The sequence below is a fragment of the Actomonas spartinae genome (genome assembly GCF_051209155.1).
Lineage (GTDB): Bacteria > Verrucomicrobiota > Verrucomicrobiia > Opitutales > Opitutaceae > Actomonas.
Genome location: NZ_JBPJGB010000001.1, coordinates 1,575,281 through 1,586,938 on the forward strand (window position 1 = coordinate 1,575,281; position 11,658 = coordinate 1,586,938).

General features: G+C 64.8%; 9 protein-coding genes. 1 reads left to right on the forward strand and 8 read right to left on the reverse strand.

What is annotated here, in order from left to right:
* Nucleotides 1-72: 72 nt before the first annotated feature.
* The 6 genes from AC0MRV_RS06395 to AC0MRV_RS06420 form a co-directional block, all read right to left on the reverse strand.
* Entirely contained in the window at nt 73-2,190 is a 2,118-nt protein-coding gene (locus tag AC0MRV_RS06395) for an ArnT family glycosyltransferase (protein WP_472763608.1), read from the reverse strand.
* Entirely contained in the window at nt 2,177-3,157 is a 981-nt protein-coding gene (locus tag AC0MRV_RS06400; protein WP_472763609.1) for an acetyl-CoA carboxylase carboxyltransferase subunit alpha, read from the reverse strand. Before AC0MRV_RS06400 ends, AC0MRV_RS06395 begins: the two co-directional genes overlap by 14 nt.
* A gap of 76 nt (nt 3,158-3,233) precedes the next feature.
* A complete protein-coding gene (locus AC0MRV_RS06405) occupies nt 3,234-3,596 on the reverse strand; it encodes a tetratricopeptide repeat protein (protein ID WP_472763610.1) in 363 nt (120 codons plus the stop codon).
* Between the two features lie 93 nt (nt 3,597-3,689).
* Entirely contained in the window at nt 3,690-4,310 is a 621-nt protein-coding gene (locus AC0MRV_RS06410) for a YceI family protein (protein ID WP_472763611.1), read from the reverse strand.
* Nucleotides 4,311-4,343: 33 nt separating this feature from the next.
* Nucleotides 4,344-4,619, reverse strand: a complete 276-nt coding sequence (locus AC0MRV_RS06415) for a hypothetical protein (protein ID WP_472763612.1) — start codon at nt 4,617-4,619, stop codon at nt 4,344-4,346.
* A 73-nt stretch (nt 4,620-4,692) separates the two neighbouring features.
* Nucleotides 4,693-5,898, reverse strand: coding sequence for a glycoside hydrolase family 27 protein (locus tag AC0MRV_RS06420; protein ID WP_472763613.1), 1,206 nt, complete (start codon nt 5,896-5,898; stop codon nt 4,693-4,695).
* A 91-nt stretch (nt 5,899-5,989) separates the two neighbouring features.
* Between AC0MRV_RS06420 and AC0MRV_RS06425 the strand changes: the two genes are divergently transcribed.
* Nucleotides 5,990-7,351, forward strand: a complete 1,362-nt coding sequence (locus AC0MRV_RS06425) for a GH1 family beta-glucosidase (protein ID WP_472763614.1) — start codon at nt 5,990-5,992, stop codon at nt 7,349-7,351.
* Between the two features lie 16 nt (nt 7,352-7,367).
* Here AC0MRV_RS06425 and AC0MRV_RS06430 read toward each other — a convergent pair whose 3' ends face one another.
* Together AC0MRV_RS06430 and AC0MRV_RS06435 are read right to left on the reverse strand one after the other, a co-directional pair.
* Nucleotides 7,368-8,804 (reverse strand): glycoside hydrolase family 140 protein, encoded by a 1,437-nt coding sequence (locus tag AC0MRV_RS06430; RefSeq protein ID WP_472763615.1) that lies wholly within the window; start codon nt 8,802-8,804, stop codon nt 7,368-7,370.
* Between the two features lie 52 nt (nt 8,805-8,856).
* Nucleotides 8,857-11,583, reverse strand: coding sequence for an ATP-binding protein (locus AC0MRV_RS06435; protein WP_472763616.1), 2,727 nt, complete (start codon nt 11,581-11,583; stop codon nt 8,857-8,859).
* Nucleotides 11,584-11,658 lie beyond the last annotated feature (75 nt).

An 11,658-nucleotide genomic window follows, 5' to 3' on the forward strand; every position in this document is an offset into this window, starting at 1 on the left:
GGTTGGGACGTTGCGGTCGAAGAACCACGTTTGGGCGAACGGCGGGCCAGTGGCGTCCGCGTGGCGTGGATCCTAGTGAATTTGAATTTTTTGCCAGTAAGCCCAGTCGAAGCTGAGCGAGTGGTTGCGGCGAGTGGCGAAGACGAGCTGCACGGGCAGGGGTTGGGGCAGCTCGAATTGGGCGGTCTGCAGACCTTGGTCCGTGTCGCGGGAATTGGGTTCGAGGACCCGCTCAAAGATGGTCGTCATTTCGCCGTCGGCTCCAATGCCGAACACCAAAAACTCGACGCCGTCCGATCGGCTTTCATCGCGCTGATAACTTTCCGGCCGCATGCCGAAGCCAATCGACACTTCCGTGGCCTCGGAAGGCGGGGTGAACCAGATCTCCGACTCGGGGTGTGCGGTCAGCACGATGGCGTTGCCGGCGGTGACGACTTCGAGGGGGAACTGCGCCCGGTAGTGATGCGGCCGCGGCGTCGCGATGGCGAACATAGAGTCCCCCAGCGCCGGGGCGACCGCCTGCATGCTGCCGTCGGCAACGACGGCGATGTCGGCCAGTGAATCGGCGGTGAACTGCTCCGTCATCAAGGCGCGGTAGTTGGAGTCCTGCAGCAGGGCGAAGGTGAGGGCACCGCGCAAACTGTCGCTCAGGTAAAAGTCGTTGTTGGCGTGAGTGACCGACGGCTGCGGATCGAGCCCAAGTTTGGCCGTGACGGCGTTGATGATGTCGACGTTGTCGCGTTGGTCCTTGGTCACGATGAGCCCACCGATCATTTCGTCCTTCAGGCAATCCAGCATCTGCGCGGTTCCCGCCGGATCCCCCAGCATCGCGTTGCGGATCATGAACGCCCGCCGATCGGCATAGAAGGGAATGGCCGCCGACCAATCGTCGCCCATCACGACGATCACACTGTCCTGGGGCAGTTTTTCCCGCACCATCGCGGTGATCATGCTGCCGCCGGGTGAGATGACGGTTTGCAGATCGCGGTAGGTTTTGAAGTAGCCGTGCAATTGGGCCGCGCAGAGGGCCAGCAGCACGAACGGCGCGACCAGCGAGGCCTTGCCCGGCAAGCGTTGCAGCGCAGCGATGAGCAGTCCCGCCGCCGTGAGCAATGCGACCGCATTGGCGTAAAAATAGTAGTCGTGGTAGGAGTAGAGAATCGGGAAGAGGAAGGGCACCGCGATGAACCAACCCAGCGCAGTCCAGGGGCCGGAGTCGCGGCGGCGGAGCCACAACCACGTCGCGCCGATCAGGATCGCCACCGCGGCCCAAGCCGGGGTGACGGCCTGGAAGGCAAAGGAGGCGGCCTGCGTCCAAGTGGAGCCGGTGGTGCGATCGCTCCAGGTGCCGAGGTTGAAGTCGCGCAGGTTGTCCGATTGCAGCCAGGAACCGCCCGGCGAGGTCGCCTTGATGGCGTCGGCGGTGCGGACCCACCACAGCGAGGCAATGCCCGGCAGCGAGGCGGCGACGGCGCCGAGGCCGACGCTGCGGCCCCAGCCGCTCCAGCCGTGTTGCCGCCATTGGCGCCAGCTCCACAGCACACCGCCGATGGCGGCGAATCCGCACCAGGCCATGAAAGTGGTTACCTTAACGAGTGCGGCCAGGGCCCCGAGCACGCTGGCGATAACCGCCCAAGCCCAACTGCGGTGACGACACATGCGGACGAAGGTCCACAGGAACCACACGCAAAACATGAGGGCCATCGATTCAATGAGCACCGAGCGCGTGTAGAACACATAGACAGGCGAGCAGAGGATGCAGACCAGGGCCAGCCAACGACCTGCGACGTCTTGTGGTCGCACCTCGCGCAGGAGGAGCAACAGGCCGGGCAGCGCGAGGTAGAAGCAGGCCAGGTTCACGGCCCGTGCGCTTTCGACCACCGACCAATCGCTGTGCGTCGAAAGCCAAGCGGCCGCCCATTGGTAGAGCGGGAACTCCATGGGAATCGACCACGGGGGGCCGAACAACGGGGTGGGGTAGGCGAGGTCGTAGTTCTGCTCGCGCGCCACGAAGGCGGTGGTGAGTGCGGTCTGCGCCTGGCGAAATTCATGACCCGGCAGGAAACGCGACGACCAGTTGGTGGTCGCGAGCGCGAAATGCAGGCCCAGCGCGATCAGCAGGGCGAGCTTGGGCCAGACTCGCTGCCAGGTGGGCGCTGTTGCCGGAGGACTTTCCTCAGGAGTGCGCAACCCCGGCCTCCTCGTAGACGCCCAGGTGACGGAAGCGCTCGTAGCGCGTTTCGACGATCTGATCCGGGCTCAGCGCCTTGAGGTCGTTGAGGTGTTTTTGCAGGGCGTAGCCCAGGGTCTTGGCCGTCTGCGCGGGGTCGTGGTGCGCGCCGCCAAAGGGCTCGGCGATGACCTCGTCGACGATGCCGAACTTGTCGAGGTTGCTCGCATCGATCTTGAGCGCGGTCGCGGCCCGCGGGGCTTCGGCCGAGTCCTTGTAGAGAATGGCCGCGCAGCCTTCGGGCGAGATCACCGAGTAGTAACTGTTTTCGAGCATCAGCACGCGGTTGGTGACACCGATGCCGAGGGCGCCGCCGGAGCCGCCTTCCCCGATCACGATCGAGATGTTGGGCACGCGCAGCATCGCCATCTCACGCAGGTTGACCGCAATGGCCTCCGAGACGTGGCGCTCCTCCGAACCGATGCCCGGGTAAGCGCCGGGGGTGTCGATGAAGCAAATGACCGGGAGGGAAAACTTCTCGGCCATTTTCATGAGTCGGAGCGCTTTGCGGTAACCCTCCGGCTGCGGCATGCCAAAATTGCGGCTGATCTTTTCCTTGGTGTCCCGACCCTTTTGTTGGGCGATGATCATCACGGGCATGCCGCCAAGAAACGCCGTGCCGCCGATGAGGGCTTGGTCGTCGTTGAACTGGCGGTCGCCGTGCAGTTCCTGGAAACCGGTGCAAAGCGCCGCGACGTAGTCGAGCGCGTAGGGGCGCTGCGGGTGGCGGGCGATCTGCACGCGCTGCCATGAGGTCAGGTTGGAGTAAATATCCCGTTGGGTGGCCTCGATCTTCTTCTTGATGCCGGCGATCTCGCTGGCGAGGTCGAGGTTGTTCTCAAGCGACTGCTGGCGCAGTGAGTCGAGCTGGGCGGCGAGGTCGCGCAGCGGTTTTTCGAACTCCAACGTGTAGGCGGGCTTGTCCATGCGCGGCGGAGGCTAGGTGGCTGAGGGAAGCGCTGTCAACGGGTGTGAACGCGTCGAAATCGGGCGAAAATGGCGCTCAATTGATACCGTCTGACTGGCCGGGCGGGGTCTTGAGCTGGTCTTTCCAGCCCAACATCTTGGCGCGGGCGCCGTAACGTTCGGCGGCTTCCTTGTCGCCTTTGCCGACCCAGATGCGAGAGAGGGTGGTGTTGATGAACAGGTCGTCCGGCTGCAGGGCGTGCGCCTTTTCGGCGGCCCCCAGCGCAGCATCGAGGTGACCGAGGTTGAGGTGAATCTCGGCGCTGGCGTGCCAGGCGGCGAACGACTCCGGCGCGGCGGCGGTCGCCTCGTTGATCTTGGCGATGGCATGTTCATGGTCCCCCATGGTGTAGTCAAAGGTAGCGTCTTCGATGAGCGTTTGGAGCGCGTCTTCAGTCATGCGGCGGGAACGGTAGCGTGGGAGCGGGGGGCGGCGAAACGAAAAAGACCGGCTCGGTGGAGCCGGTCTCGCGAGGGAAAGGTGGTGGTGGGATCAGGCCTGCGGGGCGCTGCCGACGACGGCGATAGAGAGATCGATCTGGTCGGCGACCTTGTCTTCGTTTTGGCCCGGGCGGATGCCGAAGTCGGAGCGGCTGATCGAGAAGTCGCCGCGCACGACGAGCAGGTCGCCGCCGAGTTCGGGTTTGTTGATCCGCTGCCCGAAGGCGCCGGCGAGATGGGTGATCTTGACCGGGATGCTGATCTCCTTGGTCACGCCCTTGAGGGTGAAGGTGCCGTTGGCGTGGGCGGTGGTGGTCTTGCCGTCGGTTTCGACGTGGCTGAGGTCCGTGATCGCAAAGGTGATCTCCGGGTGGCCGGCGGCGTCGACCCAGCCTTCGCTGAGGAGGTGGTCACGCATCGTGCTGTTGGTGACCGTGAGCGAAGGCGTGGCGACGACGATCGTGCCGGACGTGGCGGCAGGGTTGGCCGGATCGTAACTGACCGTGCCGGAGATGCCGTTGGCGGTGCCGGCGATGGGCTCGAGCAGGGAGTCGAGGTGGAAGGAGATCGCGTTGACGCCCTTGGGGTCCTTGAAGTCAAAGGACACGGGATCGGCGGCGGATATACCGGCCAGCGATAGTGAAAGGAGGAGGGTGGTGATGGTTTTGGTCATGGTTAGGTTCGGGGAAAAAAGAGAATGTCGCGGTCAGTTGACGGATGATTTGGGACGCGGTTTCGGCAGAAAGAGTGAGACCACAAACAGTCCCACGCCCAGCGCGATGCCGCCGCCCAGCACGTCTATTCCCGGGACAAAGCGGTCCTCATAGGAGGTGTATTCGAGTCCGGTTATTTCATCTACCTGCTGCACCGGCACTTTGTCCATGCTCCATCCCCGATGGGCGCCGGTCGAGGACCAATACACCACCGTGATGAGCAGGCTCAACAGGGCCAGCAAGCGAAGCGGTAGACGAAGGACGGACATGTGCGGCAGCGAGGCCGCGTTCTGCGCGATTGCAAACCAGCTTCGAAAAAACCGGCCGCCAACTGTGTTGCCGTTAATCAGCCGGGGCCCGCAGGCGAAACAGCATCACGTCGTGCGACTCCACCGTGCGCGTGTAGTTTTCGGCCGAGGTGCCGACGACTTTTTTGGCCCACACATCATAGAGTTCCTTGGCTTCGCCCAACATGTAGAAGCGGTGAAAGGGAATCGTGAGTTCGCGGGCTTCGTCGGCGGTGTTGAGGGCGCAGACCGCCCATTCGCCGTTGCTGAGCGGTTTGATGAACACTTCGATGCCGGCGGCGTCTTCGTCGAGGACCTTGAAGCCCTGTTTGCCGAGCGGGTCCTGGTCGATGGCGATGGCATCGGGATCGGTCATGATGGCGACGATCTCGTCGCTCATGTAGCGCACGTCGTTGCCCGCCATGAGCGGCGCGGCGAGCATGCACCAGAGGCTGAAATGCGCCCGGGATTCGGCGACCGAGAGACCTTCGTTGCCCACTTCCATCATGTCCGGATCATTCCAATGGCCGGGCCCGGCATACTGGGCGAGGCCGTTGGGTCCCCAGTCCTTCACCAGGTCGGATTGAAGGTCGAGGATGCGCTTCCAGCCCATTTCCCACATCTTGTAGCCGTCCCAGGAATCATAGATGTCGCCGGAGGTGCGCCAGAGGTGCCCGACGTCACTGGCCCATTCCCAAGGTTTGGCGGTGCCCCATTCGCAGATGGAAAAGACCACGGGCCGACCGGCGGTGTAGAGGGCGTCGCGCATGGTGGTGTAGGCCTCGCGGGCATCGCGGGTGCCGGTGTTGCACCAGTCGTATTTGAGGTAGTCGATGCCCCAGGAGGCCCATAGGCGCGCGTCCTGGAATTCGTGGCCTTGGGAACCGGGATAATCGGCGCAGGTGCGGGAGCCGGCGCAGGAGTAGATGCCGAGTTTGAAGCCGCGTTCGTGCACGTAGTCGGCGAGGGCCTTCATGCCCGAGGGAAACTTCGCGGGGTCAGCCACGAGGTTGCCCTCAGCGTCGCGTTGGCGGAGCGACCACGTGTCGTCGAGCACGATGTATGCGTAACCCGCGTCGCGCATGCCGTTGGCGATCATGGCGTCGGCGACGCCTTTGACCAGGTCCTCGTTGATGTTGCTGGCGAAGGTATTCCAGCTGTTCCAGCCCATGGGCGGCGTGGCGGCGAGATCGGGGAACTTCTGGGCCCAAAGGGGCAGCGCCAGCAACAGACCGAGGGGAAGGAGGCGGGGGATATTCATGGCAAAACGACAAGATGGAAGGGGGCCGATCGTAGCGCAGCGAGGGCTTTACGGCATTGAGAAATGTTATCTTGTTTGCGGGAATCAGCGTATGAGTTTCCCGAATGATTTCACCTGGGGTGCGGCCGCGGCCGCTTATCAAATTGAGGGCGCCTGGAATGAGGGCGGTCGCGGCCCGTCGGTTTGGGACGTGTTTTCGCAGACGCCGGGCAAGGTGTTCGAGAACCACAATGGCAACGTGGCCTGCGACCACTACCATCGGTGGCGCGAGGACGTCGCGCTGATGAAGCAACTCGGGATCAAGGCCTACCGCCTGTCGTTGTCCTGGTCGCGCATCCTGCCCAGCGGCACCGGTGCGGTGAACGAGGAGGGGCTCAAGTTCTACGACGATCTCATCGACGGCCTGCTCGAAGCGGGCATTCAGCCGTGGGTGACCCTGTTCCATTGGGACATGCCGCAGGCCCTCCAGGAACGCGGCGGCTTCAGCAACCCGGACATCGCGGAGTGGTTTGGGGAATACGCGACGGTGGTCGCCAAGCGGCTCGGTGATCGCGTGAACCACTGGATGACGATCAATGAACCGCCGGTGATCGTCGGGCTCGGTTATCAGGAAGGCGCGTTCGCACCGGGTCTCAAGCTGCCCTACGCCGGCTGCCTGAACGCCGCGCACAACTTGTTGCGCGCGCACGGCCGCGGGGTGCAGGCCCTGCGGGCGCACTGCCAGGGACCGCAACAGATCTCCATCGCGCACACCTCGCGTGAACCAATCCCCGCGACCGACTCAGCCGCCGATATCGAAGCGGCGCGCGCGCGCTACTTCGGTTGCGTGGAGGATAAGATGTGGAATCTGGCCTGGTGGGCCGACCCGATCGTGTTCGGTCGCTATCCCGAAGATGGTCTGGAGCGCTTCAAGGCGGACCTGCCCAAGATCACCGACGAGGACATGAAGCTCATTTCGCAGCCGATCGACTACCTCGCCTACAACTGTTATTCCGGTTACAAGGTGCGGGCTGGCGCCAATGGCGTTGCGGAGCCGATCACCGACGGCCATGGCATCGGCAACCCTCGCGGCACCCTGCCGTGGCTGAGCATTGCGCCGGAAGCCATCTACTGGGCGGCGCGTTGGCAGACCGAGCGCTACAAACTGCCGATCGCGTTTTCCGAAAACGGCTTCTGCAACACCGACTTTGTGCAACGCGACGGCGCGGTGCACGACCCGCAGCGCATCGATTTTATGCACCAGTATCTCTCCGCCATCGAGCGGGCAATCAGCGACGGCGCGCCGGTGTGCGGCTACTTCTACTGGTCGATTCTCGACAACTTCGAGTGGGCCGAAGGCTACAAGGACCGCTTCGGCCTGGTGCACGTCGATTACCAGACGCAGGTCCGCACCCCGAAGGACTCCTTCCACTGGTATCGCGAGGTCATCGCCCGCGGCGGCCTGCCCGCCTGAGCACGGCGAACCGCCGCTAGCGGGTTTCGATCACGAGCAGCCAATCCTCGCGGGTCGGGCTCGGCGCGGTGAAAACCGCCGCCTCGCTCATCTCAACCGGTCCATTTTCCGCGCGGGTGCCGTTGCGGGGGTCGAACCAATTCGCCTCCGCTGCGGTGCCGGACAACGCCGTCAGATCGAGGGTTACGGTGCCGCCGTGCGGTAGCTGCACGATCAGGCAGGTGCGCTCCGTATTGGTTGCTGCGATCACCGGGTAACCGTCGCGCGGAGGCGGTTTCTCCCGCAACACCTCGGGCGCCGGGCGGACCTGAGTCAGCGGCCAACGTTCCGCAAATGTGCGCACATGGCGCATGGCGTGGGCACCGTGGTCGCCCAGCGCGTTCCGCCAATCGGTCAAGGTGGGAAGCGTCACCGGCCCGTCGCGCTCGAACATCTGCCAGATCGCGTTGTTGCCGTAGGTGTAGCCTGCCGCGCCAAGCAGGAACGTGAGGTAGGCTTGGCGTCGCACGTCGCCAGCCGTGACGAAGCCGTCGCTGAAGTGCTCGGTCTGTCCAATGGTGCCGTCGGTCCGCAGGACGCCGGGCGGCACGCGATCCCGACCGGGACGCGAAAAGTCGATGTGCTCCCAGAACCGAACCGCGATGCCTTCGTAGGCGGGCTCGCCGTTGACGACGGGTTTGCGTGGCCGGGCGTTGGCTGACTCGGCGATCAGACGATCAATGGGCACGACACCGGTTTCATGGCCGCTTTGAAACATATGGAAGTCGAGCCAGGGAGCGTCGGCGAAGAACCGGGCGGAGGTCGACCAGCCGCGGGGATGGTAGGTCATTAGCTGCCGGCCGCCGGTGGCCGCCTTGATGGCCTCGGCCATAGCGGACCAGATTGCCGAGGCGTTGCCGACATCGGGATCGCGGTCCCCGCCGAGGATCCAAACCACCGGCTGGTCGGCGTAGCGCTGGCCGAGAAAGCTGCCGTAGGTCGCCGCGTTTTCCGGGGTGAACACCAGGGGGCCGGCGCCAGGGCTGCTCGACGGGAGTTTATCGCCCCACGTTGGGAGCAAGCCGACCACGAGACCGCGTTTGGCGGCCGCCGCAATGATGAAGTCGACATGGGCAAAGTAAGCTGGATTGGGCCGCGTCGGGTCGAGGTCGAAGAAAGGGCGATCGCCGTAGGCATTGGGCGTGCGCAGGCCGTCCAATTCCGCCAGCACCACGGCTTGAACGACGGTGAATCCCTTGTCCGCCCGGTCATCCAGGTAGGCGATCGCTTCCTCGCGGTCGAGCCGGTGGAACAGTTCCCAGGCGGTGTCGCCGATCCAGCAGAAGGGTTCGCCGGCAGCGGTCTCGAAGGACGACCGGTCTGAGTCGACGCGCAGCGAGGTGACGGCCCTGAGCGCGGCGGGCAGCAGGAGCAGTATCCAGAGCGCGCAGCGATAGGCGGGGCGAAGGGGCATGCGATGAACGTGGGCGGTGGCGTTACAGCGGGCAACCGCAAGTCGCGCCGCCTCAGCCGCCGAGCACGGACTTCAGCATCTTGCCGAGTTCGCCGACGCGGTAGGGTTTGGTGAGGTATCCACAAAAGCCTGACTCCAGAAACTCGCGCGCCATCTCGTCGCTGTCGTAGCCGCTTGACACCACGGCACGGACGTCGGGATCGATCTCGCGGAGTTTCTTGAAGGTCTCCTCGCCGCCCATGCCGCCGACGATGGTGAGATCCAACAGGACCACGTCATAGGGCCGGTTCACGGCGTGGTAGCGGCGATAGAGCGCGAGCGCCTCTTCACCGTGACGGGCGATGTCCACCTTGTAGTCGAGGCTCTCCAGCATGGTCTTGGTGATGGAGCAGAGCTGCGGCTCATCATCCATGAAGAGCACGCGGCCGGTGCCGTAGCGCAGCGTGGCGGGCTTGCGCACGCCGGTTTCGAGCGACTTGTCCGTGGTGGGCAGAAAGCTCGTGAAGGTCGTGCCGACGCCGACGGTGGAATCGACGCCCAGCTGACCGCCGTGACGACGGATGATCGAGAGGACGGTGGCGAGGCCGAGACCGGTGCCGGTTTTTTTGGTGGTGAAGAAGGGTTCGAAGATGCGGTCGATCTTGTCGTCCGGGATGCCGGCGCCGTTGTCCTGCACTTCGATCTGCACGTAGTCGCCGGCTTCCAAGGGGGGCACCCGGCCCTCGGTCAGGGTGATGGTGCGACAGCGAATCCAGATCTGCCCGCGCGAGGGGTCGGGCATGGCCTGCATGGCGTTGATGATGAGGTTCTGGTAAACCTGAATCATCTGGCCGCGGTCAACCTCGACGGCGCTGGAGCGCTCGTCGAGATCGAGGTGAATCTTGACCGGGCTGCCCGCGGCGGCGACGCGCACCGCGTCGCGCAGGATGTCGGTCGGCCGGGCCACCGTATAGGTGCCTCCGGGATTGCCCTTGGCGAAGGAGAGCAATTGGCGGGTGAGCGTCTTGGCCGTCATGCAGGCCGTCTCGGCGTCGCCCAGCTTGTCGTAGTCGCGGTTGTCCTTGGCGATGGAGATGGCGCCGAGGATGGTGGAGAGCAGGTTGTTGAAGTCGTGGGCGATGCCGCCGGCCAATTGACCGAGGGACTCGAAACGGTTGGCGCGAATGAGCTCCTCCGGCGTGAGCGACATCTCGTTGGGGTCGCGGAAGATCGCGACGATGCCGGCGATACGATCATCGTCGCCGCGGATCTGTTGCACGCTCCAGGCGATGGCGCGCGGCGGCTGGCCTTCGGCGGCCAGAAGATGGTCGGTGACGATGCGGGGACCCCCTTCGGCTTCCAGCGCGAGCTCGATGGCGTCATCCGCCGCCTGTTGATCGTGGGCGTTCAGCAGGCGCATGACCTCGGCCAGCGGGCGACCGGCGGCGGCGGCGGTCGGGAGGCCGGTGAAGCGCTCGGCCTTGGTATTCATGACGGTGATACCGCCGTGTTCGTTGGTGAGGATGACCGCCTCCTGCAAGGCGTTGAGCGCGATGAACGGCGCCTGATCGACCGTCGCGGCGACCGGGAAAGGGGCGGTGCTGCGGCCGGTGGCTCGGCTGGTCGCGGCCTGGCTTGGCGCCGGCAGCGCGCAGCCGACCACGCGCAGCAGCTCGCCCCGTCGGCTCACGTGGCGCTGCAGGCCGAGGACCGCCATGACTTCTCCGCGGTCGGAGCGGCAAAGGGTGGCATAATCGGCCCCCCATTGGCCGTCGCCGCCGAAGCGAGCGAGGTAGTGGGTGAGGTCGCCATCGCAATCGGAGAGATAGCGCGTGAAGATACCAATGTCGGGGTGCTCGACGGGGTCGCCCACGAGGTCTCGCCAGGCTTGCGAGGTCCAGGCGCGTCCGTTGACAAAATCAAGGTCGAAGAGCGCGAGACCGCCCTCCTCACTGAGGGCGGCGAGACGGTCCTCCGCCACTACACCCTGTTCCTCGATCTCCTTGCGTTCGGAGATGTCGAGGTGGAACCCGACCACCCGTTGCAGTTCGCCGGTGGCCGAGAAAAGTTGCACGCCGACGGAGTGGAGCCAGATCCAGTTCCCGCGCCGGTGTTTCATCCGAAACTCGACCGAGAAGGTGCGCTGTTGGGAACGGGTGTGGCGGCCCACCTGGTCGGGCGCGGCGGCGGAGTCGTCGGGGTGAATGAGTTTGAGCCAGGTGTCGTAGGTGTTGGCGAGATCGGCATCGGCGTAGCCGAGCAGGCGCTTCCAGGCGGGGGAATAATGTGTCTCGTCGGCCGCAAAATTGAGATCGAAGAATCCGGCCGCATCGCTTTGCACGAGGTGCGACCAAGCGGCGCGGGCGGGTGCTCCAGAGGAGGTGGTTTCCTCGGCAATCACCACCGGTGTAACGGGCTCACGGGGGGCGAGGCTCACCCGGCCGATCCAGGCGAACTCGCCGGCAGCGGGCTCGAGCTCGACCCGCACCTCGGTGCCGGGCTCCTCCTCTTCGTGGCGGAGGGTGAGGGGGACCCGCTGCTCCGTCGCCGTGGCGGCGAGCACTTCCCACTGGGATTCGATCATTTCGGGATCGTCGGAAACCACTTCGAAGGCGAAGAGGCACACGAACGGCTGGCCAATCTGGTCGGTCAGCGGGCCCGGACAGTAGGTTTCGGCGGCGTGGTTGGCGCCGCGGATTCGGCCGGCCGTATCCAGCAAAAACACACCGGTGCCACTCGCGCGGCGACCGGGCGGGGAGGCGGAGGAGGTGTCGGAAAACGGGGAGGAGGTGCTGTTCACGGTTGGGAGTGCGACCGTGGGGAGTCGGTGAGTCGGGGCGCAGCCTTAGGTGAGCAGGCCCGAATGGACAACCCC